Origin of the sequence: Nonomuraea candida, from assembly GCF_000725485.1 — a bacterium.
Lineage (GTDB): Bacteria > Actinomycetota > Actinomycetes > Streptosporangiales > Streptosporangiaceae > Nonomuraea > Nonomuraea candida.
Genome location: NZ_JOAG01000008.1, coordinates 59,612 through 85,105, shown reverse-complemented (window position 1 = coordinate 85,105; position 25,494 = coordinate 59,612). Strand labels below are relative to the sequence as shown.

Below are 25,494 nucleotides of genomic sequence, written 5' to 3'. Positions count from 1 at the left end.
CAATGACGAACCTCGAAGGCTTGGTTTAGGCAGGCTAAGCGATCGAGAAGGAGGCGGTATGGAGTTCAGGGAGCTGGAGTGCTTCATCGTGCTCAGCGAGGAGTTGCACTTCGCGCGTACGGCGGAGCGCCTCTACCTGTCACCCGGTCGCGTCAGCCAGCTCCTGCGCTCTCTGGAGACGAGGATCGGCGGCCGGCTCCTCGAGCGTACGAGCAGGCGCGTGCGGCTGACGCCGCTCGGCGAGCGGTTCCTGGCCGACCTGAGACCCGCCTACGACGGCCTGGCCGGCGCCGTGACCAATGCCAAGGCGGCGGCCCGCGAGGTGACGGGGGTGCTCAGGGCCGGCTTCCTGGCCACGCCCACCGACGTGGTCACCGGCAGCGTGCGGGCCTTCGAGCGCCGCAACCCCGGCTGCGTGGTCGAGCTGGTCGAGATCCCGCTCTCCGACCCCTTCGGCAAGCTGCGGGCGGGGCAGGTGGACATCGCGTTCACGCTGCTGCCCGTGGACGAGCCCGACCTGGCCACCGGCGGCGCGCTGAACAACGTCTCCCACCGCATCGGCCTGTCCACCCGCCACCCGCTGGCGGGCCGGGCGGTGATCGGCGTGGAGGAGCTGGCCTCGATCCCGCTCATCGGGCTCTGCGGCCCGGCGCCGCGCTTCTGGCACGAGCGGATCGCACCCTCCGTGACCCCTTCCGGACGTCCGATTCCCCTCGCCGGCAGGGTGGCGACCACGCAGGAGGGCTTGACTCAGGTGGCGCTCAACCGGGGCGGAATGCTGTTGTGCACGCCCACGGCGCTCCAGCACCACCGCCCCGAGATCGTCTTCGTGCCCGTCAACGGGCTGCCCGCCTCGATCTTCGGGCTGGCCTGGGTCAAGGCCCGCGAAACGGCCGCCATCAGGGCGTTCAACGAGGCGGCGGAGGCCAGGGCGGGCGTAGTGGAATCCTTGGTGGCGTGAGGGCCCGCGGCGTGACGGCCCGCGGGAACGAGGAGCCCGCCGGCGCGACGGCCCGCGGGGCGAGGACCCGCCGGCCGGGCGCCGGCCGGCGGGTGTGGCGTGAGGAGAAGAGATGCCGGAGAGCGGCGGGGACGCCCGGCTGACCGCGTGGGTGCGGGGCAGGGTCCAGGGTGTGGGTTTTCGCTGGTGGACCCGGGCACGGGCGCTGGAGCTCGGCCTGGTGGGCTGGGCCCGCAACACCGACGACGGCCGCGTCGAGGTGGTCGCGGAGGGGCCGCGCGAGGCGTGCGACAAGCTGCTGGCGCTGCTCAGAGGTTGCGACACGCCGGGCAGGGTCGATGGAGTAGTGGAACGCTGGAGCGAACCCCGAGGTAGTTTGGGGGGTTTCGTGGAGAGGTAGTCGCTTTCGTTAAACGGCCCAAATAGGGTATAGTTAGGTGTCGGGAGTGCCCATCAGTAGGGCGCAGCGGTTCGTTCGACTTGACCGCCCACACTGCCGGTGCGACTCTTGTTAGGTACCACGCGCACCCCTCCCGCGGAATAGAAGTGCGCGAACCAGTCTGGTCACTCAGCGTGGAGGACCCTTTACCATGGCGAAGGCTCTACTCGGCCACGTCGGCGGTCCTGACCCTCGAATGGTCTCGGAGATGCGCCGCCTGCAGCAGCGTATCCGGGATCTCGAGGCAGAACTCATCCGACTTCAGGCCACGAATGACGCTCTTGCGGCGCAAACCCGCGACGAGGCTCTAAGCCGCGTGCAAGAGCGCGAGCCGGCACTCACCTGAGAGTGATCGGAGCGCAAGACCCAGGGACGTCTCGAAGAGGCGTCCCTTGTTATTTGCCCCGAATGCCCAACTCCTGGTCAAGCCGGGCCCTGACCGTCCATGCCCACGTCGGGCGGTGAGGACCAGTAGGCTTTTCCGGAGTCCGTTCAGGGGAGAAGGGGGGTCGCGCTCTTGTACTTGAAGACCCTCACCCTGCGCGGCTTCAAATCCTTCGCCTCCGCGACCGCCCTGCGGTTCGAGCCCGGCATCACCTGCGTGGTCGGCCCCAACGGCTCCGGCAAGTCCAACGTCGTCGACGCCCTGGCCTGGGTCATGGGCGAGCACAGCGCCAAGTCGCTGCGCGGCGGCAAGATGGAGGACGTCATCTTCGCCGGCACCTCCTCCCGCCCGCCGCTCGGGCGCGCCGAGGTGACGCTGACCATCGACAACACCGACGGCGCGCTGCCGATCGACTACACCGAGGTCACGATCAGCCGGCTGATGTTCCGCTCCGGGCAGAGCGAATACGCCATCAACGGCGACACCTGCCGCCTGCTCGACATCCAGGAGCTGCTGTCCGACTCGGGCATCGGGCGCGAGATGCACGTCATCGTGGGGCAGGGCCAGCTCGACGCCGTCCTGCACGCGGGCCCGGAGGATCGGCGGGCGTTCATCGAAGAGGCCGCGGGCGTGCTCAAGCACCGCAAGCGCAAGGAGAAGGCGCTGCGCAAGCTCGACGCGATGCAGGCCAACCTGACCCGCGTCCAGGACCTCGCCACCGAGCTGCGCCGCCAGCTCAAGCCGCTGGGCCGCCAGGCCGAGATCGCCCGCAAGGCCGCCGTCATCCAGGCCGACCTGCGCGACGCCAGGCTCCGCCTGCTGGCCGACGACGTGTGCATCCTGCGGGCCACGCTGGAGCGCGAGGCCGCCGACGAGGCCGCGATCACGGCCCGGCGGCGGCAGGTCGAGGCCGAGCTGGCCGAGGCGCAGCAGCGCGAGGCGGCGCTGGAGGCCGCCGAGGCCGAGACGCAGCCCCGGCTGGCCGCCGCCCAGGAGACCTACTTCCGGCTCTCCTCCCTGCGCGAGCGCATCACCGGCCTCGAACAACTGGCCGCCGAGCGCCACCGGCACGCCCTCGACGCCGCCGCCATCGAGCGCCGCGGCCGCGACCCCGAAGACCTCGAACGCGAGGCGGCCGAGGTGCGCGAGCGGGAGCTGATCCTCAAGGCCGAGCTCGAACAGGCGCAGGAGCTGCTGGAGGAGGCCGTCGAGCGGCGGGCCGAGGCCGAGGCCGCGCTGAGCGCGGAGGAGCGCCGCCTGGCGATGGCCGCCAGGGCCGCCGCCGACCGGCGCGAGGGCCTGGCCAAGCTGCGCGGCCAGGTCGACTCCGTACGCAGCCGCGCCCGCGCCGCCGAGGAGGAGCTCGGGCGGCTCAGGCAGGCCGTGGCCGACGCGGCCGAGCGCGAGCGGCAGGCCAGGGAAGACCTGGAGGCCCAGCGCCTGGAGGAGCCCGCGGCCGATCCCGCGCTCGCCGAAGAGCTGGCCACCGCGCAGGCCGTGGTCGAGGAGGCCAGGGCGGTCGCCGACGAGGCGCGCGCCGCGGCGGAGGAGGCCAAGTCGGCCCTCGACGCGCCGCGCGCGGCGCTGCAGGCCGCCAAGGCGGGCGTGGGCACCGCCCGCGCCGCCGACCAGGAGGCGCAGCGCTCGGTGGCCGCGCTGGCCGCCCGGCGCGACGCCCTGGAGCTGGGCCTGGCCAGGGGCGACGGCGGCGCGGCGCTGCTGGAGGCCGGCCTGGGCGGCGTGCTCGGCCCCCTGGCGGCGTCGATGCAGGTCACGCCCGGCGCCGAGCCGGCGGTGGCCGCCGTGCTGGGCCCGGTGGCCGAGGCCATCGCGGTCAAGAGCCTGGACACCGCGGTCGAGGCGCTCGACCTGCTGCGCGCCCAGGGCTCGGGCCAGGCGACGCTCCTGGTGGCGCTGGGGGGTGACGGCCAGGAGCCGCTCGCCGGGCGCCCGCGCGCGCAGGCCCCCGGCGGCGGCCGGTGGGCCGCCGACCTGGTGACGGTGCCCGAGCACCTGCGTCCCGCCCTCGACCACGTGCTGGCCGGCGTCGTGGTCGTGGACGACCTGGCGAGCGCGCGGTCGGTCGTCGAGCGCGACCCCCGCCTGCGGGCCGTGACGACCGGGGGCGACCTCGTGGCCGCCCACCTGGCCGCGGGCGGCGCTGAGGGCGGCACCTCGGTGCTGCAGGTGCGCGCGGCGCTCGACGAGGCCGTCAGAGACCTGGAGGAGGCCGAGGCCACGGCCGAGGCGAGCGCCGTGGCGCTCGACGCGGCGCTTGAGGCGGAGCAGGCCGCGCAGGCGGCGCTGGAGGCCGCCCAGGCCCAGGTGAGCGAGGCCCAGACCGCCGTCACCACCGCCCAGGCCGGTGTCAGCGCCGCTCAGGGCGCGCTCGACCAGGTCAGGGCCCGCCAGCGGGAGGCCGACCAGCGCAACGCCGCGGCGGCCAGGCGGCTGGCCCAGCTGGAGGCCGCCGCCAACGCGGCCCGCGACGAGGCCGAGCGCCTGGCGGTGAGCGTGACCAGGGCCGAGGAGGCCCGTACCGAAGGGCTGGCGGAGCTGGCGGAGCTGGAGGTCCGGCTGGCCGAGGCCGAATACTCCCAGGAGCTGGAGACCGAGCCCACCACCGACCTGCGCGACGACCTGTCGGGCGCCGTCGAGGCGGCCAGGCAGCGCGAGATGGAGACCCGGCTGCAGGTGCGCACCGCCGAGGAACGCGCCAAGGGCATCGAAGGCCGCGCGGACGGCCTGCTGCGGGCCGCGGCGCGCGAGCGCGAGGAGCGCGCCCAGGCCGCCGCGCGGCGGGCCGCGCGCAGGCGCCAGGCGGCGCTGGCCGAGGCCGTCAGCAAGGGCGCCAGGCAGGTGCTCGCGGCGCTGGCCGACTCCGTCCGGCTGGCCTCCAGGGAGCGTGACGAGGCCGACCTGGCCAGGGTGGCCGTGGACGCCGAGCTCAAGCAGGTGCGGGTGCGCGTGCGCGAGCTGGGCCAGGAGCTCGACAAGCTGGTCAACCGGGTGCACGGCAACGAGATGGCCCGCACCGAGCAGCGGCTGCGGCTGGAGCAGATGGAGCAGCGGGCGCTGGAGGAGTTCGGCGTCGACGCCGAGTCGCTGATCGCCGAATACGGCCCCGAGGCTCCCGTGCCCGGCGAGCCGCCCGTCCCCTACGTGCGCGAGGAGCAGGAGAAGCGCGCCAGGGCCGCCGAGCGGCAGATGAACCAGCTCGGCAAGGTCAACCCGCTGGCGCTGGAGGAGTTCGCGGCCCTGGAGGAGCGGCACGCCTTCCTCAACTCCCAGCTCGAAGACCTGAAGAAGACCAGGCGCGACCTGCTGACCGTGGTCAAGGAGGTCGACGACCGGGTGGAGCAGATGTTCGCCTCCGCCTACGAGGACGTCGCCCGCGAGTTCGAGCAGATCTTCGGCAGGGTGTTCCCCGGCGGCGACGGGCGGCTGGTGCTCACCGAGCCGTCCGACATGCTGACCACCGGCATCGAGGTCGAGGCCAGGCCGCCGGGCAAGAAGGTCAAGCGGCTGTCGCTGCTGTCGGGCGGGGAGCGCTCGCTGACGGCGGTGGCGTTCCTGATCTCGATCTTCAAGGCGCGGCCGTCGCCGTTCTACGTGATGGACGAGGTCGAGGCCGCCCTCGACGACACCAACACGCAGCGGCTGCTGATGTTGTTCGAGGAGCTGAGACAGAGTTCACAGCTCATCGTCATCACCCACAACAAGCGCACGATGGAGATCGCCGACGCGCTCTACGGCGTCTCCATGCGGGGTGACGGCGTGACTCAGGTGGTCAGCCAGCGGCTGCGGGAGCGCGAATCCGCCTGATCGGCACGACCCGGGTGGTGGCCCTGTTGTTCGGACTGGGGCGGACGATCTGGAAAACTGACATCTTGTGGATGGTTACCTCGGCGTCATCGTGATCGTGGCCGTCGTCGCCCTGCTGGCGGCCGGCGGTCTGTTCCTGCTGTTCAGGCCGGGGCGCAAGACGCCCCCGCCGGTCAAGCCGCCAGAGGCTCCCGTGCTTCCCGAGGAGGAGAAGCGGCCCGCCGGCGCGGGCGAGGAGGCGGAAGGCGCGACCACCACGCTTCCGCCGCCGCCGGTCAAGCCCGCCGAGCCGGTCGTCGTCGAGCCCGAGGTCGAGGTTCCGCCGCCGTCCGCGGGCCGGATGGTGCGGCTGCGCTCGCGCCTGGCCCGCTCGCAGAACGCGCTCGGGCGCGGCCTGCTGGAGCTGCTGTCGCGCGACCGCCTCGACGACGAGGTGTGGGACGAGATCGAGGAGAGCCTGATCACGGCCGACGTCGGCGTCGCGCCGACCCGCGCCATGGTCGAGGAGCTGCGCACCAAGGTCAAGGTGCTGGGCAGCCGCACCCAGGAGGAGGTGCGCGCCCTGCTCAGGGAGCAGCTCCTGGCCCAGATCAATCCCGACCTCGACCGCACGCTGCACGTCCGGACGCACGGCGAGCGGCCCGCGGTGGTCCTCGTCGTGGGCGTCAACGGCACCGGCAAGACCACCACCACGGGCAAGCTGGCGCGCTCGCTGATCGGCGACGGCAAGAAGGTGGTGCTCGGCGCGGCCGACACCTTCCGCGCCGCCGCGGCCGACCAGCTCCAGACCTGGGGCGAGCGGGTGGGCGCCGACACGGTGCGCGGCCCCGAGGGCGGCGACCCGGCCTCCGTGGCCTTCGACGCGGTCGCCAGGGGCATCGAGGAGAAGGTCGACGTCGTCATCGTCGACACCGCGGGCCGCCTGCACACCAAGACGGGCCTGATGGACGAGCTGGGCAAGGTCAAGCGGGTCATCGAGAAGAAGGCCACGGTCGACGAGGTGCTGCTGGTCCTCGACGCCACGACGGGCCAGAACGGCATGCGCCAGGCCCAGGTGTTCGCCGAGGTGGTCAACATCACCGGCATCGCGCTGACCAAGCTCGACGGCACCGCCAAGGGCGGCATCGTGATCTCGGTGCAGCGGGAGCTGGGGGTGCCGGTCAAGCTGGTGGGGCTCGGCGAGGGGCCCGACGACCTGGCGCCTTTCGACCCCGAGGTGTTCGTGGACGCGATCCTGGGCGAGTAGTTCCGGCTGCCCCGTAACTTCCTGGCGGAAGAGGTCTTACCGGATGGAATCTTGTTAGGCGACTTTTCAATGTGTTGACATGTACCGGTCATCAAATGATCGTTCGGTCCCACAGAGACGTGAAAGGCCGCCCATGAAGAAGATCGTCGTACACCGCCCAGGCACTGTGAAGCCCACCGCCGCGGCCGCGCCGAGGCACAGCGCCTGATCGCAGGCCCGAAGTCAGAAGCCGGCGTCCCGCCGTGGGGCGCCGGCCACGCCGGACCAGTGAAGAGGCAGCGGTGGACACGATCTTCCTCGACGCGGACCGCCGCATCGGCGGGCCCTACACCATGGCAGCCGCGCTGCTCGACCATCTGGTCCCGCCCGCGCTGGAACGCCGGCCCGCCCTGGTGGCCGCGCACGACATCGAGATCGGGGTCGCCGCGCCGCACCTCCGCGAGGTCGTGGCGGCGGCCTTGCGCGACCTCGACCCCGCCCGCCTGCCGGAACCCGAAGCCGCCCGCCTGCGCGACCTCCAGTCCGCCCGCCTGGGCGACCTCGGACCCGCCCGCCTGGGCGACCTCGGATCCGCCCGCCTGGGCGATCTCGGACCCGCCCGCTTACCGGGCCCCGGGTCCGGCCGCTCGCGGGACGCCGGCTCCGGCCTCCTGCGGCGGTCGGTGGCCGACGGGCTGCCCAGGGAGCAGCGGGTGCTCGTGCCGGGCGCGCGCCGCACCCTGCGGATCGCCAACGGCCTGGCCGAGTTCGTCCGCGACTGCCTGACCCGCCCGCTCACCGTGACCGTGGCCAACCTGGGCGAGGCCGACCCGACCGACGCCGAGCTGGTGACCGTGCTGCGCCGCCGCCTCGACCCCGGCCTGCTGACGATCGTGGAGGGCCCGTCGGCCCCCGGCGCCGGCCCGCTGCGGGCCGACTTCGACCGCTACCGCGACGAGGGCTTCCACCACGCCATGGCCGAGTCGGGCACCGAGGCGCTGCGCGGGCTGGCGTACGAGGACGACCCCGGGCGCTGGCAGCTCCTCCTGCAGCGGGTGGCGGCGTCGCTGGAGGCGATCGGGCGCGAGGACGAGGCCCGCGAGCTGTACGACCGGGCCCGGCGCGAGAGCACCGACCCCAAGCACCGCGCCACCGTCGCGTACGGCACCGCCATGATCCTCGTACGCCACCACGACCCCGCCCGCCGCGACCCCGAGCGGGCCCTGGCCTGGATCAACGAGGCCATCACGATCACCTCCCTGCTGCCCGACCCCAAGGAGCGCGCCTTCCACCTCGGGTTCGACCTCAACGGCAAGGCCCTGGTCGAGCTGCGCAGGGGCCGCCGCGAGGCCGCGCTGGAGCTGGTGGAGCGGGCCATCGGGCTGGCCGAGACGCACCTGCCGGACGAGCACCCGATCCACCGCCTCGTGCTGTACGCCAACCGGGCCCAGCTCCTGTCCCTGGCGGGCAGGAAGGAGGCGGCCCTGGCCGACTACACGCGGGCGATCGAGACCGACCCCGGCTACCCCGACTACTACCTCGACCGCGGCAACCTGCTGCACGAGCTGGGCCGGTCGGCGGAGGCGCTGGCCGACTACGAGACGGTCATGCGGCTCAGCCCGCCCTTCCCGGAGGCGTACTACAACCGCTCGGAGGTGCGCTACGCCGCGGGCGACCTGGAGGGGGCCCGCGCGGACCTGGACCACACGCTGGAGCTGGACCCGGAGTTCGCCCCCGGGTACGTCAACCGCTGCGGGCTGTACGCGGCCATCGGCGACCACGTGCGGGCCAGGCGGGACGCCGAACGGGGGCTGGAGCTGGCGCCGGGGGACCCGCACCTGCTGTGCGTGCTGGGCCAGGTGGAGCTGGCCGAGCAGCACTATCCGGAGTCGCGGATGGCCTTCGACCGGGCGCTGGAGCGCGATCCGGAGCTGGTGGCGGCGTGGGCGGGCCGGGCCGAGCTGGCGTACGAGCGGGGTGACCACGAGGCGGCGCTGGCCGACCTGACCCGCGCGCTGAAGCTGGCGGAGACGGCCGAGCTGCTGTTCAACCGGTCGGTCGTGTACCATGCGGCGGGCCTGACGGCCCAGGCGCGGCAGGACCTGCTCAGGGCCGCCGAGCTGGCCCCCGGGGACGAGGACGTCTGCCAGGCCCTCGACGACACCTGAGACCGCGCGAGGGGCGCCCGGACCGGCCGGGAACGGCGGCGGGAGACAGGCCGGGTGCCGGGGCGCCCGGACCGTCCGGGGACGGTGACGGGAGCCGCGCAAGCGCCCCGAGGAGGTGGCGGGACCGGGATCAGGTGCGGGTGAGGGGGCCGATGGGGACGACCAGCGGGGTGCCGGCCACCGGGTCGGCGATGACCTTGGCGTCCAGCTCGAACACCTCGCGCAGCAGGTCCTCGGTCAGCACCTCGTGCGGTGCGCCCGAGGCGATCACCCGGCCCGCGCGCATGGCGACCAGGCGGTCGGCGTAGCGGGCGGCCAGGTTCAGGTCGTGCAGGACCATGACGACGGTGCGCCCGCCCTCCTGGTGCAGATGCCGGACCAGCTCCAGCACCTCCACCTGGTGCGCCAGGTCCAGGAACGTGGTCGGCTCGTCGAGCAGCAGCAGGTCGGTGCCCTGGGCCAGCGCCATGGAGATCCAGGCCCGCTGCCGCTGCCCGCCGGACAGCTCCTCCAGCGGCCGCTCGGCCAGGTCGGCCAGGCCCGTCATGTCGAGGGCCGCCGCGACCGCGCCCTCGTCGTCGGAGGACCACTGCCGGTACCACGTCTGGTGCGGATGCCGCCCGCGCGCCACCAGGTCGGCCACCGTCAGGCCCTCGGGGGCGGAGGGCGCCTGCGGCAGCACGCCGAGGACCTTGGCCACCTCTCGGGTGGGGAGCCGGTCGATGCGCTTGCCGTCCAGCAGCACCTCGCCGCCCTGCGGCTTGAGCAGCCGGCCGAGGGCGCGCAGCAGCGTGGACTTGCCGCAGCCGTTCGGGCCGATGATGGTGGTCACGGTGCCGGCCTCGACGCCGAGGTCGAGGCCGTCCACGATGACGCGCTCGCCGTACCCGAGCTTGACGCCGGCGGCCCGCAGTCGCACGTTCGCGGCCTGCGGATCGGGCTCGGCGGCCTGCGCTCTCACTTTCGCGACCTCCAGATCAGGTGGATCAGGTACGGCGCGCCCAGCACCGCCGTGACGATGCCGACGGGCAGCTCCAGCGGCGAGAACGCGGTTCTGGCGATCAGGTCGGCGCCCGTGGTGAGCACGCCGCCGACGACGGCCGAGCAGAGCAGCGGCGGCCGGCCCGAGCGGTCGAGCCGCAGCGCGATCTGCGGGGCGGCCAGCGCCACGAACGCGATCGGCCCGGCCGACGCGGTGGCCACGGCGGCCAGCAGCACGGCGGCCAGGATCATCAGGGCGCGGGCCGGGTTCATGCGCACGCCGAGCGCGGTGACCGTGTCGTCGCCGAAGCGCAGGGCGTCGAGCGAGCGGGTGCCGAGCAGGGTCAGCGGCACCAGCACGGCCAGGGCCAGCGCCGTGGGCGTCACGTGCTCCCAGCCGCGCCCGTTGAGCGAGCCGCTGATCCAGACCATGGCCCGGCTGGTGTCGTTGACGTCCCCGACGGTCAGCAGCCAGAACTTCAGGTTGGTGAACACCGCCGCCACCCCGATGCCGACCAGCACCAGGCGGTAGCCGTCCAGGCCGCGCCGCCAGGCCAGGGCGTAGACGACCGTCGCGCCGAGCAGGCCGCCGAGCAGGGCGAGGGCGGGGATGCCGAGGGTGGACAGCAGGCCGCTGGCGCCGCCGTACGCGCTGCCACTGGCGACCACGCCGGCGACCACGGTGACGGAGGCGCCGGTGGTGACGCCGAGGATCTCGGGGCTGGCCAGCGGGTTGCGGGCGATCGACTGGATGATGGCGCCCGACAGCGCGAGCGCGGCGCCGACCAGGGCGCCGGTGAGCGCGCGGGGCAGGCGCAGCTCCATGATGACGAAGTGGGCGGCGCTGCCGGGGTCGAAGGTGCCGGCGACCACCTCGGGCAGCGTCAGCTCGATGTCGCCGATGCGCATGTTCAGGGCCATGAGCAGGGCGAGCAGGACGAGGCCGGTCAGCGTGACGGCGACGCCGCGCGGCCGTACCCGCCAGGACAGGCCGCCGACGCGGAGGGGCAGGGTGGTCATCACAGGCGCACGGGCTTTCTGCGGCGTACGAGGGCGACGAAGAAGGGCGCGCCGAGCAGCGCGAGCACCACGCCCACCTCCAGCTCGCCGGGCGGGGCCACCACGCGGCCGATCACGTCGGCGGCCAGCAGCAGCGCCGCGCCGATCAGCCCCGAGTACGGCAGCAGCCACCGGTGGTCGGTGCCCGACAGCGGGCGGGCCAGGTGCGGCACGATGAGCCCGACGAAGGCCAGCGAGCCGCAGGCGGCCACGGCCGCGCCGGACAGCAGCGTGACGGCGGCCACGCCGATGGTCCTGGTCATGGCGATGTTCTGGCCGAGGCTCCGGGCGACGTCCTCGCCGAGGGAGAGCGCGTTGAGCCCGGGGGCGTTGACCAGCGCGAGCACCAGCCCGGCCAGGACGAACGGCAGCACCTGCCACACCACGTCCCCGCCCCTGGCGGCGATGGAGCCGGCCTGCCAGAAGCGGAAGACGTCCATCGCCTGCTCGTCGAGGAGCACGATGGCCGAGGTCAGGGCGTACAGCAGGGCGCTGACGGCGGTGCCCGCGAGCGCGAGCGTGACCGGGGTGGGCCCGCCCCTGCCGCCGGCCATGCCGAGCGCGAACACGGCCACGCTGGCGACCAGCGCGCCGGCCAGGCCGTACCAGATGTAGACGAGCAGGCTGGAGGCGCCGAGCAGGATGATCGAGGCCACCATCGCGAACGCGGCCCCCTGGGTGACGCCGAGCAGGCCGGGGTCGGCCAGCGGGTTGCGCGTGTGGCCCTGCATGAGCGCGCCGGCCACGCCGAGCGCGATGCCCGCCAGCACGCCCAGCACGGTCCTGGGGACGCGCAGGGAGCGGATGACGATGTCGTTCTCGGTGCCGGTCGGGGCGGTCAGCGCGTGCCAGGCGTCGCCGAGCGGCACGGACTTGGAGCCGATCGTGATGCTCAGCACCACCGCGACCGCCACGGAGGCGAGCAGGACCAGCAGGACGGTGACGCGGCGGTGGCGGATGCCGTGGAGACGCGGGGCGACGGCGGTTGCGCTCACCCATGTCCTCCTCGACGTTGCCCGATCCCGCTGAAGTATGCCAGCTTAGGCAGGGCTAACCTAATTTAGGTTTGCCTTACTTTTTTGGGAAGGAATCTGATGAGACCCTTGCGTGTGCTGGCCGCCGCCCTGCTCATGGCGGGCGTGGCCGCCTGCGGTTCGACCGGTTCGACGGGGACGACCGGGGCGGGCACGGAGGCGGGCGCGGGTGCGGCGGGCGGGGAGACGGCGGGCGCGGCGCCGTTCCGGACCGTCAAGCACGCGATGGGCGAGACCGCCATCCCCGCGCAGCCGAAGCGGGTGGTGGCGCTCGACCAGAGCTTCGTGGACGCGGTGCTGACGCTGGAGACGCCGGTGGTCGGGTACACGACGTACCGGTCGATCGACACCGCGCTGCCCGGCTATCTCGGGACGGTCGCCGAGCGGCACGGCAAGGAGGCCACCCCGGTCGGCACGCTGGAGCAGCCGAGCCTGGAGAAGATCATGGCGCTCAAGCCCGACCTGATCGTCTCGGCCAAGGTGCGCCACGAGGCCCTGTACGCCAAGCTCTCGAAGATCGCGCCGACCGTGTTCAGCGAGACCACCGGGGCCATCTGGAAGGAGAACCTCCGCCTCATGGGCCAGGCCCTGGGCAAGGAGGACCTGGCCGACGCGCGGATCAAGGCGTACGAGCAGCGGGCCGCCACGATCGGCGCGGCGATCAAGGAGAAGGAGGGCGAGCTGCCCACGATCTCCATCGTGCGCTTCGCCGGCGAGCCGACGACCCGGCTGTACGTCGAGAACTCCTACTCGGGCCTGGTCATGAAGGACGTCGGGTTCCCGCGTCCCGAGGGGCAGCCGACCGTGCGGGACACCATCGCGGTCGACGTGAGCCAGGAGCGCATCCTGGACCTGGACGCCGACCACATCTTCGTCGCCACCTACCCGGACCCGGCGTCGGAGGGGCCGAAGGAGAAGTTCGTGAGCAACCCGCTGTGGGGCAAGCTCAAGGGCGACAAGCACGAGGTCAGCGACCTGACGTGGATGAGCGCGGTGGGCATCCAGGGGGCGCACGCGATGCTGGACGACGTGGCGAAGATCTTCGCCGTGGACCCCGCGAAGACGGCCTGACCCCTCTTCCAAGGCGACCCGCGCCGCTCTTTCAGGGCGACCCGCGCCGCTCTTTCAAGGCGACCCCGGGCCGCGCGGCAAGGCCCGGCCCGCCGGAGCGGGCTAGACGGGCAGGAAGGCGCGGAACTCCGCCAGGTGGGGCGCGAGGTCCAGGCCCTGCTCCGCCAGCCAGCGCGGGTCGCCGTACGTGCCCTTGTACCGGTCCCCGCTGTCGCACACCAGGGTCACGATGCTGCCCTGCTCGCCGGCCTGCCGCATCTCGTTGATGAGGTCCACGCAGGCCGCCATGTTGGTGCCCGTCGAGCCCCCGACGTCCAGCCCCGTCACCTCGCGCGTCCAGTGCATGGCCGCGATCGAGCGGGCGTCGGGCACGGCGATCATGCGGTCGATGACCGTGGGCTGGAAGGAGGGCTCCACGCGGGGCCGCCCGATGCCCTCGATGCGCGAGCCGCGCGCGGTGACCGTGGTGTCGCCGGAGATCCAGCTCGGGTAGAAGGCCGAGCCCTCGGGGTCGACCACGGCCAGGCGGGTGGCGTGGCGGCGGTAGCGGATGTAGCGGCCGATGGTGGAGGAGGTGCCGCCGGTGCCGGCCCCGACGACGATCCACGCCGGTTCCGGATGGGGCTCCAGGGACATCTGGGAGAAGATGGACTCGGCGATGTTGTTGTTGCCGCGCCAGTCGGTGGCCCGCTCGGCGTAGGTGAACTGGTCCATGAAGTGGCCGCCGGTCTCGTCGGCCAGACGGTGAGATTCGTCATAGATCGCGCCGGCGTCGTCGACCAGGTGACACTTGCCGCCGTAGAACTCGATGAGGTGGATCTTCTCCGGCGACGTGGACGCGGGCATGACCGCGATGAACGGCAGGCCGAGCAGGCGGGCGAAATAGGCCTCGCTGACGGCCGTGGAGCCGCTGGACGCCTCCACGATCGTGGTGGACGGGCCGATCCAGCCGTTGGCCAGGCCGTACAGGAATAGGGAGCGGGCCAGACGGTGTTTCAGTGAGCCGGTTGGGTGCACCGACTCGTCTTTCAGGTAGAGGTTTACACCCCAGTGCGTGGGCAGCGGAAAGACGTGCAGATGTGTGTCGCAACTTCGGTTGGCGTCGGCCTCGACCTTGCGTATGGCCTCAGCCACCCAGCGGCGTGTGCCCATGTCATGCCGGTCCAGGAAACTCATTCTCATACGCTATCCCATGTGACTCTCGCCACTATTCCTACAGAATTGGGTGGGTAGTGTTATGATAATGAGACTTGTCCGGCCGTGGACGTGACCACGCACGCCGCGAGCAGATGGACGATCAACCCCTTCTGACCAAGACGGAACCCTCTAACGCGCCCCTTAGGCGGGGCTTGCGAGAATGGAACCGCTGTCAGGCGGCTTGTGCCGAATCGGGGGATAGCGCAAGGGGGAATGAAAAATTGATCACTATGACCGATGAGCAGCGTCAGGATTGGTTCGAGCGCGATGTCGTGCCCGTGACGTCGCAGCTTTTCGCCTCCGCCATGCGCCTGACCCGTAACACCGCCGACGCGGAGGACCTGGTGCAGGAGACGGTGGCCAAGGCGTACACGTCCTACCACCAGTTCCGTGAGGGCACCAACCTCAAGGCCTGGCTGCACCGGATCCTCACCAACAACTTCATCAACGACTATCGGAAGAAACAGCGCTCGCCGAAGTTGTCCGCCGCCGAGGACATCGAGGACTGGCAGCTGCACGCGGCAGAGTCGCACAGCTCGACGGGCCTGCGCTCGGCCGAGACCGAGGCGCTCGACCGCCTGCCCGACAGCGTCGTGATGAACGCCCTGCGCTCCCTGCCCGAGGACTTCCGCGTGGCGGTCTACCTGGCCGACGTCGAAGGGTTCGCGTACAAGGAGATCGCCGAGCGCATGGGCACGCCCATCGGCACCGTGATGTCGCGGCTGCACCGTGGCCGCCGCCAGCTCCGGGGGATGCTGGAGGAGTACGCGCGCGAAGAGGGCGCCGTGCGCCTGCCGGCCCAGCGCGCCGCCTAGTGCCCCGGCGACCGGTGCTCCGGCGATCTCATCCTGAGATGAAGGCGGACCCGCAGCAGCCCGTCTTCCCCGCGTAAATCCACCAGATCGCACAACTGCCTGCTGATCCAGAGCCCGTATCCCCTAGGGGATTCGGGCTCTGGTGGTATGTAGCCGGGCAAGGGGTCGTCGAGGGCGCCCCCGGGGTCGGCGATCTCGCAGACCAGCTCGCCGTTCTCGACCCACATGGTGATCGTGCCGTGGCCGGCGCCGTGCTCGACGCTGTTGGCGGCGATCTCGGAGACGCTGATCACCAGCGAGGTGATGAGGTTGCGGTCCATGCCGGCGGCCCTGGCGTAGTCGCCGACGGTCTGGCGCAGCCGTTTGAGCTCCCTGCCGGTGAAGCGGATGGTCTCGGCGCCGGGGCCGGGCTCGGGCAGCGGGGCGCGGTCGCCGTTCAGCACCAGCTCGTGGGGCTCGACGAACCGGCCGCTGGTCACCTCGCCGTCCGCGCCGAGCAGCACGGGATGGTTGACCGGGCCGTAGTCGAGCACGCTCTTGGGGACGTTGCGCACGTCGTAGCAGCACAGCATGGTCGCGGCCGCGGCGCGCAGGGCGGCGTTGAGCACGGAATCGCAGCGGATCAGCTCCCTGATCTCGCGCGCGCTCCGGCCGGCCCAGTCGGCCTCGCCGATCACCAGGGTGCGGCGGCCGCGGGTGTACTCGTGGTAGGCGGCCAGCATCCGGTAGGGGTGGTCGTACCAGGAGTCGGGGGAGCGGAAGTCGACGCGCCCGCAGTCGCGCCCCAGGCGATCGGCCAGCCTGTCCAGCCGGTCCTGGGAGGTGATCACCAGCACGCGCCTGCCCTCGTCCAGCGCGGAGCGCACGCGCGGCACGGCCAGCTCCAGAAAGGACTCCTCAGAGTCGTACGGCACCGCGACGTGCTTCAACGAGCCACCAGGGCGCACGGGCGAAACGTAGCAAGCGCTAGAGGTGCTGCGCAACGGCTATGAGCGCCACCGCGACGAGCGCGCAGGCCACGCCGGCCACCTGCACGCCCCGCAGGCGCTCCCCGAGCACCCGGTTGGCCAGCAGCAGCGTGCTGGCCGGATAGAGCGAGACCAGCACGGCGACGAGGCTGAGCAGGCCGTCCTGCTGGGCCAGAAGATAGAGCACGTTGGCCGCCATGTCGAGCACGCCGGCCGCCACGATGATGTGCAGCGACGCGGGCCCCGGCCGCAGCGCGCGCCGGGCGAGCAGGGCCAGCAGCGCCACCGCGGACACCGACGACAGCCGCGCGCCGACCAGCGGCCACAGGCCGGCCTCGTCGGGGGCCATGGCGAGCAGGATGTAGAAGCCGCCGAAGCCCGCCCCGGCGGCCAGCGCGGTCAGCACCGACGACAGCGAGGAGCGCCCGCCGCCCGGCTTGTCCTGGCTGATGAGCAGCACCGAGCCCAGCGCCAGCGCCACCCCCACCAGCGCCCAGAAGCGCGGCCGCTCGCCCGTGGCCAGCCCGAACGCCACCGGCAGCGCGGCCGAGGTGACCGCGGTCGCCGGCGCGACCACGGACATGACGCCCGTGGCCAGCGACCGGTAGAACAGCACCAGGCCGGCGGCCCCGGACAGGCCCGCGGCCAGCCCCCACGACAGCGCCTCGGCGCCGTAGACGCCGGGCAGCAGCGGCAGCAGGCCGAGCACCAGCGCCAGGCCCGCGATCTGGGAGAGCACGACGACGGAGAACACCTGCGAGCGTCGCGTGGCCAGGCCGCCGAAGAAGTCGGCCGTGCCGTAGACGATCGCGCAGGCCGTCGCCAGGATCACCGTCATTGGAACACCGTCATTGGAACACCGTCACTGTGGAGCCCTCCAGTTCACTCTGTTGCACTATTAGTGCAACACAAAGAGTACAACGTGGTGCAAACTCTTTTCACTACACTGAACTGCCATGGAGGACCCGGAGCTGATCACCCAGGCCATCGCGAACAACGTGCGCGCCCAGCGCGCGCACCGCGGGCTGACCCTCGACGCGCTGGCCGCCAGGTCGGGGGTGAGCAGGGGCATGCTGGTCCAGGTGGAGCAGGGCCGGACCAACCCCAGCGTCTCCACGCTGACCCGGATCGCCTCCGCGCTCGGCGTCACCGTGGCCAGGCTGGTCGAGGTGTCCGACGTGCCGATGGTGCGAGTGGTGGACAAGTCGGACGTGGTGGCCTTCCGCCAGGGCGCGACCGAGGCGCGGCTGCTGGTCGGCGCGGACATGCCGATGATCCTGGAGCTGTGGGACTGGCGGCTGGCGCCCGGCGAGCACCACGACGGCGACGCCCACCCGCCCGGCACCCGCGAGATGCTCACGGTGCTGGAGGGCGAGCTGACGCTGACCGTGTACGGCAAGGGTCACGTGATCGGGAAAGATGATGCCGTGCTCTTCACCGCCGACCGGCCCCACCGCTACGCGAACCGGGGCGAAGGGGATCTCAGGTTCGTGATGGTCGTGGCCGAGCCCCGCCAGACCCATGAGGCCCGCCACCACCAGGACCCGTCCTACCCGTACGACTCGCACGACCACCGGGACTCCGATGACCAATAACCGCGAACACCTCCCGCGTCACCCGGCGGAGTTTCATGATTACTCCATGTCTTGTACGGCTGATGCCCGTTGTTGGGTACATCCCTTGTATGCGGTGACCGCGCCCGGCGAACATCGCGTGGATCACGAAACGTCGGCAGGGGGTGGCGTGTGAGTGAGGCCCGAGCGGCGACGGAGAAACTCCACGCGGAGCTGCACGGTCTGGGCGTCACCAGTGCGTACGAGATGGGCGACGACGAGACCATCTCGGTGTGGATAGGGCTGGTCGTGCGTTATAGGGATGGGTTTTACCGGTGGCAGGAAGGACCGGTGAAACGTCGGCATCTGGGTACGGATCCGGTCGGATGTGCCATGCGCGTGGCGCGCCGTTACCAGGAATTGCAGGCGGATGTCCCACTCTGGTGGGACGACCTGGCCAGGGAGCTGCGGGGGGCACCGGTCCAGGAATATCCGTAGGCCCCCGCATGCGGCGCTTCGGGGGGAAGCATGCGCGTATGGGCCTTGCCGCTGGCTCTTGTCGCCCTGGTCAGTTGCGTCACACAATCGGTGCCGCGCCGTCCGCAGCCGTCCAGGGCGCCGGTCGCCCCGCCCAGACCCGTCGCCGTCGACCCCGTGGTGCTGGCCAAACGGCTGCTGTCGATGCAGCACGGCTGGCCGCGCAGCCGCAAGTTCGACTGCTCGCGCCTCAAGTGCGTGGCCCTGACCTTCGACGACGGCCCGGGGGAGCACACCTGGCGGCTGCTCGACCTGCTGCGCAGCCGCGATGTCAGGGCCACGTTCTTCGTCATCGGGCAGATGGTGGCGGCCGACAAGGGCGGGCGCGTCGTCCGGCGCATCGTGGAGGACGGGCATGAGCTCGGCAACCACTCGTGGAGCCATCCGCCGCTGGCCGAGCTGCCGCCCGAGGCGCTGAAACGGGAGCTCAGGCACACCGCCGACCTCGTGTGGAAGCTGACGGGGGTGCGGATGCGGGTGATGCGGCCGCCGTACGGGTCGACCGACGACCAGGTCGAGGCCGAGACGCGGCGCGAGGGCCTGGCCCAGATCCTGTGGAGCCTCGACACCCTCGACTGGCGCGACCGGGTCGCCGCCACCGTGGCCAAGCGGGCCGGCCGGGCCGAGCCCGGCTCGATCGTGCTGCTGCACGACATCCACCGCAGCACGGTGGACGCGATGCCGGCGGTGCTCGACACGCTCGGCAAGAAGGGCTACACGTTCGTCACGGTGTCGGAGCTGTACGGCCGGACCCCGGCGCCCGGCCGCACGTACACCGCGCGGTGACCAGGAGGAAAGACTGTCGGCGGGGCATGGCACTCTTGTACGCATGGGTTTCACCGGCTTCCCCGACGAAGCGTTCCTCTACTACGAGGGCCTGGAGGCGGACAACTCGAAGGCCTACTTCACCCGGCACAAAGCGCTCTACGAGGAGGCCGTGCGCGCGCCCATGCTCGCGCTCACCGACGAGCTGGCGGCGGAGTTCGGGCAGGCCCACCTCTTCCGGCCCTACCGCGACATGCGCTTCTCCAAGGACAAGACGCCCTACAAGACGCACCAGGGCGCGTTCGTGGAGGCCATGCAGGGCATCGGGCTCTACGTCGAGATCGGTGCGGAGGGGCTGTTCGTGGCGGGCGGCGTCTACTCCACCGCCTCCGACCAGGTGGCCCGCTACCGCGCCGCGGTCGACGAGGACCTGTCGGGCAAGCCGCTGGAGGCGATCGCGCAGGAGCTGACGGCCGCGGGCTACGAGCTGATGGGCGAGCGGCTCAAGACGCGGCCCCGGGGGTTCGACGAGGGCCATCCGCGCATCGGGCTGCTGCGGCACAAGTCGTTGTTCGCCGGGGTGCGCTTCGAGCCGCAGGAGTGGGTGCACACGCCGGAGGTGCGCGGGCGGGTGGAGCGCGCGTGGCGGGCGTTCGGGCCGCTGGTGGCGTGGCTGTGCGAGCACGTGCGCGGGAGCGAGCTGCCCCGCCGCTGAGCTGGGCCGCCCGGCCGGACCGCCTGATCGGACCGCCTGATCGGACCGCCTGGCCGGGCTGCCTGGTCGGGCTGCCCGGCCGGACCGCCTGGTCGGGCTGCCTGGTCGGGGCCGTGACGTGAGGCGTGCCCGGCGGCGGGTCAGCGGGGTGTGGTGGAGGTGACCACGATCTGGTCGCCCTTCAGGATGCGGTCCACCGTCTGTCCAGCCGCCGAGGAGGCCGCCGTGGTGCCCGCGGCCAGCAGCAGCGCCAGCGTCGGCGCCGCCAGGCTCCGGATGCTGCGCAGGTTGCGCACCCGCGCCCACGGCTCGCCGGCCAGGTGCATCATCCGCCACTCCCAGAACAACCCGAGCCCGATGCACACCATCATCACCTGCCCGACCACGATGGCCACCACCTGCGTCTTGTCGAGGGCTCCGATGTCCGGTTCGGCGAGGGTGGACAGGTAGCCCGACAGCTCGGTCAGCAGCGCCGCGGCCGTCAGGTGCAGGGCCTTGGTCATGGGCTGGGTGCCGCGGATGCGCGGGTAGAAGTAGCCGAACAGGAACCCGAAGGCGGGCAGCGTGATCAGATAGCGGCCGTCGAAGACGAAGCTGGTCAGGTCCACGCCCTCCGGCCAGCCGTACACGAGGGCGAAGGGCAGGCTCAGCAGCAGGCTGACGGTGAAGGCGTGCACGCCGTTGTGCCAGGGCGTGCAGCCGGCCGTGGTGGCGAACGCGGTCTCCGGATGCCTCCCGTGCCGGTTCAGCGCCGCCTCCAGCGTGTTGCGCTGCTGGTCGAAGTCGGCCATCGACATGTCGCCCGCGCCGATCCTGGCCTGCCCGAGGCGGTAGAGCTCCTGTTCGGAGACCAGCAGCAGCCGCTTGTGCAGGGCGGCCCGGACGAGCTGCCGGTGCTCCTCCTGGTTGGCCGGCTCGGGCAGCGCCATGCGCGGCCCGGTGAGCAGCCAGCGGGCGGTGCCCCAGGCCACCAGCGAGGTGATGGCGAGCAGGGGCAGCGGCACGTCGATGTCGGCCAGCGTGGTGCTGCCGCCGGGCGTGATGTAGAGCACCATCAGCACGGCGATCATGGTGGACTCCACGACGGGGCTGTCGATCGCGGCCACCTGCCCGCCGAGCCGCCGCAGCCGCAGCACCAGCATCACGAACCCGAGCAGCAGCAGCCCCAGCACGCCTCGCACGATCGGCGTGAGGGTGAGGCTGCCGATCATCGGCTCGGGCTGCGACACGGCCAGGCTCCACGAGCCCGAGTCCAGCCACTCGGTCGGCCAGCCCTGCACGAGCAGGCTGATCAGCACGGCGCCCACGACGGCCTGGCGGCTCCACTGCTTGGTCGCCACGGCCATCGCGGCGATCGGGATCAGCGCCCAGCTCAGCGCGAGGACCAGCCGGATGCTGTCGGGCGGGTACACCCCGCTCAGCAGCGCCCGCAGCCACAGCGCCAGCGCCAGCAGCCCGATCGCCGCCTCGGCCGACAGGACCACCAGCCGCACGACCACCGGCCGCACGCCCAGGTCCACGCTGAACGCCACCGCCGAGCCGGCCGCCGCCACGGCCGCCACCGCGCCGCCGGCCATCAGGGCCGAGCCGGAGAGCTGCCCGTGCAGCCACGACCAGATGAGCATGCCGAGCCCGATCAGCACGCCGGCCCCGGTCACGATCAGCAGGTCACGGCTGTTCCACGGCGGGCTGGTGGGCAGCACCCGGCCGGCGTGCCGCAGCGCGAGGAGGGGGACGGCGACGAAGAGGATCACGTACGCCACCGCCGACCAGTCCTCGGCGAACAGCGGGATCAGCAGCGCGGGCGCGGCCAGCATCAGCCCGATGAACAGCTCCCTGTTGGCCAGCCGCGCCCACCAGCCCTGGCCCAGCGAGCGCAGCAGGAAGGCGAGCAGCACGATCGCGGTGAGCACGCCGAGCGCGGTGGCCCAGGAGAAGTCGTCGGCCACCACGACGTCGGCGAACCCGTACGAGTCCGGGGCCAGCGTCATGCTCACCGGGTAGGCGCCGACGGTGAACGCCAGCCGGTCCTCCTGCTCCAGCTCCGGCGTGATGCCTTCCAGGCGCAGTACCGTCCACTCGCCGGGCAGCACGGTGACGGCGCGGCCGGTCACGATCAGGGGGAAGGCGTTGGGCTCCTCGAAGCCCAGCTTCAGCAGCGCGTCCATGCGCAGCTGCCGCAGGATCGTCACGGTGAACTGGGCCGTGGTGTGCTCGCTGCTGGAGGTGAGCACCGGCGCCAGGCGCGTGGTGGGCGCCAGCCCGGGGCCGTCCACCTTGAGCGGGCCGAAGGCGGCGTCGGTGACCTGCTGCAGGGTGCCGGGGAAGCCGCCGCCCTGGCGCAGCGCCTCCAGCAGCGGGTCCTTGGGCGCGAGCTGCAGCCGGTGGATGATGGTCACCTTGACCTGGCGCTGCCGGGGGTCGAGCCGTCCTTCAGGGACGGCCTCCAGGTCGCGCTCCTCGGCCCTGGTGACCGTCACCTCGGTGGTGGCCTTGCGGGCCCAGCGCACGTCGGGGTCGGCGCGCGTGGCGGCCGCCACCCACGGGTTGGGCGCCGCGGTGCCCTTGGGCGGCGCGGGCCCTGCTACCGGTCTGGCCGCAATGGTGCACCAAACGATCGCCCCCAACGACACCAGCGCCAGCCCGAACGCGATTGCCATCCGGAGCTTTCCCACAATTTGGATGATTCTCCGGCATGCGGGATTGTTCTATCTCGTGGGGTCACGGTGTGATTACAGCTCTTCCCATGACAACTTTTCTTTACGACGTGACACGGGAGAGTTCATCAATCGCACGTGGCCGGGCCGGGAGGCTTACTGCCCGTACTTACCCGGAAGCCGCGTTAAGCTCGCAAAAAGCGAACAAAACGCGGCCGGGGAAACTTCTGTCAGCCCCGCTTGGCGCGGGCGGCGGCGCGGCCACGGGTGGCGGCGTTCAGCTCGACCTTGCGGATGCGCACGGCGTCGGGAGTGATCTCCACGCATTCGTCCTCGCGGATGAACTCCAGCGCCTGCTCCAGCGACAGGACGCGCGGCGGGATCAGCTTCTCCGTCTCCTCGCTGGTGGAGGAGCGCATGTTGGTGAGCTTCTTCTCCTTGGTGATGTTGACGTCCATGTCGTCGGACCGGGAGTTCTCGCCGATGATCATGCCTTCGTAGACCTCGGTGCCCGGCGAGACGAACAGGACGCCGCGCTCCTGGAGGTTGAGCATGGCGAACGCGGTCACCGGGCCCGACCTGTCGGCCACCAGCGAGCCGTTGTTGCGGGTGCGCAGCTCGCCGAACCACGGCTCGTAGGAGTCGAACACGTGGTGCACCAGGCCGGTGCCGCGCGTCTCGGTGAGGAACTCGGTGCGGAAGCCGATCAGCCCGCGGGCCGGCACCACGAACTCCATCCGGATCCAGCCGGTGCCGTGGTTGGTCATGTGCTCCATGCGGCCCTTGCGCACCGCCAGGAGCTGGGTGACGGCGCCCAGGTATTCCTCCGGGCAGTCGACGGTCAGCCGCTCGACGGGCTCGTGCACCTTGCCGTCGATGGTCTTGGTGACCACCTGGGGCTTGCCGACGGTCAGCTCGTAGCCCTCGCGGCGCATCTGCTCGACCAGGATGGCCAGCGCCAGCTCGCCGCGGCCCTGCACCTCCCAGGCGTCGGGCCGGTCGGTGGGCAGCACGCGCAGCGAGACGTTGCCGACCAGCTCCTTCTCCAGGCGGTCCTTCACCATGCGGGCGGTGACCTTCGAGCCCTTGACCTTGCCGACCAGGGGCGAGGTGTTGGTGCCGATGGTCATCGAGATGGCCGGCTCGTCGACCGTGATCAGCGGCAGCGGGCGCGGGTCGTCGGGGTCGGCCAGCGTCTCACCGATCATGATCTCGGGGATGCCCGCGATGGCGATGATGTCGCCGGGGCCCGCCTCCTCGGCCGGCTTGCGCTCCAGCGCCTCGGTCATGAGCAGCTCGGTGATCTTGACCTTCTGGATCGACCCGTCGGTGCGGCACCAGGCCACCTGCTGGCCCTTGCGGAGGTGCCCCTGGTGGATGCGGCACAGCGCGATCCGGCCCAGGTAGGAGGAGGCGTCGAGGTTGGTGACGTGGGCCTGCAGCGGCGCGCTCGGGTCGTAGGTCGGCGCGGGGATCGTCGACTTGATGATGTCGAACAGCGGCTCGAGGTCCTCGGAGTCGGGCATGCCGCCGTCGGCGGGACGCTCCATGGAGGCCCGGCCGGCCTTGGCGGAGGCGTAGACGATCGGGAAGTCGATCTGCTCCTCGGTGGCGTCGAGGTCCATGAACAGCTCGTAGACCTCGTCGACGACCTCCTTGATGCGGGCGTCGGGGCGGTCGACCTTGTTGATGCACAGGATGACCGGCATCTTGGCGGCCAGCGCCTTGCGCAGCACGAACCGGGTCTGCGGCAGCGGCCCCTCGGAGGCGTCGACCAGCAGCACGACACCGTCGACCATCGACAGCCCGCGCTCGACCTCGCCGCCGAAGTCGGCGTGGCCCGGGGTGTCGATGATGTTGATGGTCATGCCGCCGTGCTGGACCGCGGTGTTCTTGGCGAGAATGGTGATGCCCTTCTCGCGCTCGAGGTCGTTGGAGTCCATGACGCGGTCGTCGACGTCCTGGTTGGCGCGGAATGCCCCGGACTGCCAGAGCATGGCGTCGACCAGCGTGGTCTTGCCATGGTCGACGTGCGCGATGATCGCGATGTTCCGCAGGTCGTCGCGGCTGTTCAAAGGCATGATGACGTCTCGCTCTGTGTCGTGGGGGCGGCCGCGCGAAGTCGCGACCTCATAAGTCTAGTTGATCCCCTCTCATGGCAGGAGCGGGACGGGATGGCGGAGGGCGTACGCGCGGATGTCCGGGGGGTGACCGCCGGTGTACGCGCGGCAACGGGACGGCGGCGGGACGGCGGCGGGACGGCGGCGGGACGGCGGCGCGCACCTACATAGGGGGTTGCACAATTGTGCGCATGGCAAGCGCGGGCGGCTTACCTAGATTGTCGGCATGACCTGGACAGAGCTGGTGATGGCAGCCGCGCCGATGCAGGCCGAACAGCCGGCGGTGAGCGACGTCAGAACCGGTGAGGTGCTGTCCTACGCGGCGTTCGCCAGGCGGGTCACCCGCGCCGCGTCGGGACTACGCGCCCAGGGCCTGCGTTACGGCGACCACGTGCTGGTCAACGTCCCGCTCGGGGCCAACCTGCCCGTGGCGGTGCACGCGGTGGCCTGGGCGGGCGGGGTCGCCGTGCTCGGGGCCCACGGCGTCGCCCGCATGATGATCACCCAGGACCCCTTCGACCCGGCCGCGGCCAAGGTGGACCAGGTCTTCTCCTTCCGTCCCGTGCCGGGCGCCAGGCCGTTCGCCGACCTGCTGGGCGTCGGCTCGCTGGAGTTCGGGCCGCTGGCGGGGCCGGCGCTCACGGTCGACGGCCGGCGGTTGTTCGACAACACCGAGCTGGCGACCGACCTGCGCAGGCTCGCCACCCGGCTGGTGGTCGGCAAGGACGACATCGTGATCAGCGCGGTGAGCGAGCCGTTCCGGGGGCTGCGGGTGATCGATTTAGCGATGACGGCCGGCGCCCACGTCGTGGTCGCCCACGAGCCGAGCGTGGTCGGCTGCCGGGTGCTGGCGCAGGAGCGCCGCGCCACGGTGGTGGTCGCGCCGTACGACCTGGCCAGACGACTGCTCGGCGATCCCATCCTGCGTGTCGTCGATGAAAGGGCGGTCGTGAGCTCGCTTGTCCTGTGAAAAGTGCGACACTGTGGGAGAGTGTGATCCTTCCGCGACGCAGGGTGAG

General features: G+C 71.7%; 21 protein-coding genes. 13 read left to right on the top strand and 8 right to left on the bottom strand.

The genetic code is table 11. The features are described from left to right. The first annotated feature begins 58 nt into the window (after positions 1-58). The 6 genes from IO39_RS07750 (at position 59) to IO39_RS07725 (ending at position 9,003) form a co-directional block, all read left to right on the top strand. Positions 59-961 (top strand): LysR family transcriptional regulator, encoded by a 903-nt coding sequence (locus IO39_RS07750; protein ID WP_043618327.1) that lies wholly within the window; start codon positions 59-61, stop codon positions 959-961. A gap of 112 nt (positions 962-1,073) precedes the next feature. After that, entirely contained in the window at positions 1,074-1,361 is a 288-nt protein-coding gene (locus IO39_RS07745) for an acylphosphatase (protein WP_043618324.1), read from the top strand. 190 nt (positions 1,362-1,551) lie between these two features. Next, positions 1,552-1,746 (top strand): hypothetical protein, encoded by a 195-nt coding sequence (locus tag IO39_RS57510; protein ID WP_043618321.1) that lies wholly within the window; start codon positions 1,552-1,554, stop codon positions 1,744-1,746. A gap of 171 nt (positions 1,747-1,917) precedes the next feature. Then, positions 1,918-5,610, top strand: coding sequence for a chromosome segregation protein SMC (smc, locus tag IO39_RS07735; RefSeq protein WP_043618319.1), 3,693 nt, complete (start codon positions 1,918-1,920; stop codon positions 5,608-5,610). Positions 5,611-5,677: 67 nt separating this feature from the next. Beyond that, positions 5,678-6,856 carry a signal recognition particle-docking protein FtsY gene (gene ftsY / locus IO39_RS07730; protein ID WP_043618316.1) on the top strand — a complete coding sequence of 393 codons (1,179 nt, stop codon included), beginning with the start codon at positions 5,678-5,680 and terminating at the stop codon, positions 6,854-6,856. A 281-nt stretch (positions 6,857-7,137) separates the two neighbouring features. Continuing rightward, entirely contained in the window at positions 7,138-9,003 is a 1,866-nt protein-coding gene (locus IO39_RS07725; RefSeq protein ID WP_043618313.1) for a tetratricopeptide repeat protein, read from the top strand. 130 nt (positions 9,004-9,133) lie between these two features. Here IO39_RS07725 and IO39_RS07720 read toward each other — a convergent pair whose 3' ends face one another. The 3 genes from IO39_RS07720 to IO39_RS07710 are packed head-to-tail and all read right to left on the bottom strand — an operon-like array spanning position 9,134 to position 12,038. Further along, on the bottom strand, positions 9,134-9,964 hold the full coding sequence (locus IO39_RS07720) for an ABC transporter ATP-binding protein (RefSeq protein ID WP_043618310.1): 831 nt from the start codon (positions 9,962-9,964) through the stop codon (positions 9,134-9,136). Continuing rightward, positions 9,961-11,004 (bottom strand): FecCD family ABC transporter permease, encoded by a 1,044-nt coding sequence (locus tag IO39_RS07715; protein ID WP_043618307.1) that lies wholly within the window; start codon positions 11,002-11,004, stop codon positions 9,961-9,963. Before IO39_RS07715 ends, IO39_RS07720 begins: the two co-directional genes overlap by 4 nt. Next, on the bottom strand, positions 11,004-12,038 hold the full coding sequence (locus tag IO39_RS07710) for a FecCD family ABC transporter permease (RefSeq protein WP_043618305.1): 1,035 nt from the start codon (positions 12,036-12,038) through the stop codon (positions 11,004-11,006). Before IO39_RS07710 ends, IO39_RS07715 begins: the two co-directional genes overlap by 1 nt. A gap of 99 nt (positions 12,039-12,137) precedes the next feature. Between IO39_RS07710 and IO39_RS07705 the strand changes: the two genes are divergently transcribed. Then, complete coding sequence (locus tag IO39_RS07705) at positions 12,138-13,148, top strand: ABC transporter substrate-binding protein (RefSeq protein WP_043618302.1); 1,011 nt, start codon at positions 12,138-12,140, stop codon at positions 13,146-13,148. A gap of 102 nt (positions 13,149-13,250) precedes the next feature. On the opposite strand, the gene IO39_RS07700 is transcribed toward IO39_RS07705, so the two are convergent. After that, positions 13,251-14,324 carry a PLP-dependent cysteine synthase family protein gene (locus IO39_RS07700; protein WP_043618299.1) on the bottom strand — a complete coding sequence of 358 codons (1,074 nt, stop codon included), beginning with the start codon at positions 14,322-14,324 and terminating at the stop codon, positions 13,251-13,253. A gap of 251 nt (positions 14,325-14,575) precedes the next feature. Here IO39_RS07700 and IO39_RS07695 point away from each other — a divergent pair, with 251 nt between their 5' ends. Then, the gene (locus IO39_RS07695) at positions 14,576-15,160 is read left to right on the top strand and encodes a sigma-70 family RNA polymerase sigma factor (RefSeq protein WP_043618296.1); all 585 of its coding nucleotides are present in this window, start codon (positions 14,576-14,578) and stop codon (positions 15,158-15,160) included. Here IO39_RS07695 and IO39_RS07690 read toward each other — a convergent pair. Both IO39_RS07690 and IO39_RS07685 read right to left on the bottom strand, forming a co-directional pair. Further along, entirely contained in the window at positions 15,157-16,089 is a 933-nt protein-coding gene (locus IO39_RS07690; RefSeq protein WP_169789031.1) for a sensor histidine kinase, read from the bottom strand. The genes IO39_RS07695 and IO39_RS07690 overlap by 4 nt on opposite strands. A 37-nt stretch (positions 16,090-16,126) precedes the next feature. Then, positions 16,127-16,966: an EamA family transporter gene (locus IO39_RS07685; RefSeq protein WP_043618290.1), complete on the bottom strand. Its 840-nt coding sequence runs from the start codon at positions 16,964-16,966 to the stop codon at positions 16,127-16,129. Positions 16,967-17,084: 118 nt separating this feature from the next. Here IO39_RS07685 and IO39_RS07680 point away from each other — a divergent pair, with 118 nt between their 5' ends. From IO39_RS07680 to IO39_RS07665, 4 genes are all read left to right on the top strand, one after another. After that, positions 17,085-17,723 carry a helix-turn-helix domain-containing protein gene (locus IO39_RS07680; protein ID WP_084772454.1) on the top strand — a complete coding sequence of 213 codons (639 nt, stop codon included), beginning with the start codon at positions 17,085-17,087 and terminating at the stop codon, positions 17,721-17,723. A gap of 150 nt (positions 17,724-17,873) precedes the next feature. Beyond that, positions 17,874-18,179 (top strand): hypothetical protein, encoded by a 306-nt coding sequence (locus tag IO39_RS07675; protein WP_043618286.1) that lies wholly within the window; start codon positions 17,874-17,876, stop codon positions 18,177-18,179. Positions 18,180-18,209: 30 nt separating this feature from the next. After that, positions 18,210-19,004, top strand: coding sequence for a polysaccharide deacetylase family protein (locus IO39_RS07670; protein ID WP_043618281.1), 795 nt, complete (start codon positions 18,210-18,212; stop codon positions 19,002-19,004). Between the two features lie 43 nt (positions 19,005-19,047). Beyond that, positions 19,048-19,698, top strand: a complete 651-nt coding sequence (locus IO39_RS07665; protein WP_043618278.1) for a DUF2461 domain-containing protein — start codon at positions 19,048-19,050, stop codon at positions 19,696-19,698. Between the two features lie 140 nt (positions 19,699-19,838). Here IO39_RS07665 and IO39_RS07660 read toward each other — a convergent pair whose 3' ends face one another. Together IO39_RS07660 and typA are read right to left on the bottom strand one after the other, a co-directional pair. After that, positions 19,839-22,358, bottom strand: a complete 2,520-nt coding sequence (locus IO39_RS07660) for a hypothetical protein (RefSeq protein WP_157548013.1) — start codon at positions 22,356-22,358, stop codon at positions 19,839-19,841. 227 nt (positions 22,359-22,585) lie between these two features. Continuing rightward, a complete protein-coding gene (typA, locus tag IO39_RS07655) occupies positions 22,586-24,436 on the bottom strand; it encodes a translational GTPase TypA (protein WP_043618272.1) in 1,851 nt (616 codons plus the stop codon). A 265-nt stretch (positions 24,437-24,701) separates the two neighbouring features. Between typA and IO39_RS07650 the strand changes: the two genes are divergently transcribed. Continuing rightward, the gene (locus tag IO39_RS07650) at positions 24,702-25,445 is read left to right on the top strand and encodes an AMP-binding protein (RefSeq protein ID WP_157548011.1); all 744 of its coding nucleotides are present in this window, start codon (positions 24,702-24,704) and stop codon (positions 25,443-25,445) included. The last annotated feature ends 49 nt before the right edge of the window (positions 25,446-25,494 follow it).

Coding starts and splice junctions, on each gene's coding strand:
- IO39_RS07750 (WP_043618327.1), top strand. CDS start 59: ATGGAGTTCAGGGAGCTGGAGTGCTTCATCGTGCTCAGCGAGGAGTTG.
- IO39_RS07745 (WP_043618324.1), top strand. CDS start 1,074: ATGCCGGAGAGCGGCGGGGACGCCCGGCTGACCGCGTGGGTGCGGGGC.
- IO39_RS57510 (WP_043618321.1), top strand. CDS start 1,552: ATGGCGAAGGCTCTACTCGGCCACGTCGGCGGTCCTGACCCTCGAATG.
- IO39_RS07715 (WP_043618307.1), bottom strand. CDS start 11,004: ATGACCACCCTGCCCCTCCGCGTCGGCGGCCTGTCCTGGCGGGTACGG.
- IO39_RS07705 (WP_043618302.1), top strand. CDS start 12,138: ATGAGACCCTTGCGTGTGCTGGCCGCCGCCCTGCTCATGGCGGGCGTG.
- IO39_RS07700 (WP_043618299.1), bottom strand. CDS start 14,324: ATGAGTTTCCTGGACCGGCATGACATGGGCACACGCCGCTGGGTGGCT.
- IO39_RS07695 (WP_043618296.1), top strand. CDS start 14,576: ATGACCGATGAGCAGCGTCAGGATTGGTTCGAGCGCGATGTCGTGCCC.
- IO39_RS07685 (WP_043618290.1), bottom strand. CDS start 16,966: ATGACGGTGATCCTGGCGACGGCCTGCGCGATCGTCTACGGCACGGCC.
- IO39_RS07680 (WP_084772454.1), top strand. CDS start 17,085: ATGGAGGACCCGGAGCTGATCACCCAGGCCATCGCGAACAACGTGCGC.
- IO39_RS07670 (WP_043618281.1), top strand. CDS start 18,210: ATGCGCGTATGGGCCTTGCCGCTGGCTCTTGTCGCCCTGGTCAGTTGC.
- IO39_RS07665 (WP_043618278.1), top strand. CDS start 19,048: ATGGGTTTCACCGGCTTCCCCGACGAAGCGTTCCTCTACTACGAGGGC.
- IO39_RS07660 (WP_157548013.1), bottom strand. CDS start 22,358: ATGGCAATCGCGTTCGGGCTGGCGCTGGTGTCGTTGGGGGCGATCGTT.
- typA (WP_043618272.1), bottom strand. CDS start 24,436: ATGCCTTTGAACAGCCGCGACGACCTGCGGAACATCGCGATCATCGCG.
- IO39_RS07650 (WP_157548011.1), top strand. CDS start 24,702: ATGACCTGGACAGAGCTGGTGATGGCAGCCGCGCCGATGCAGGCCGAA.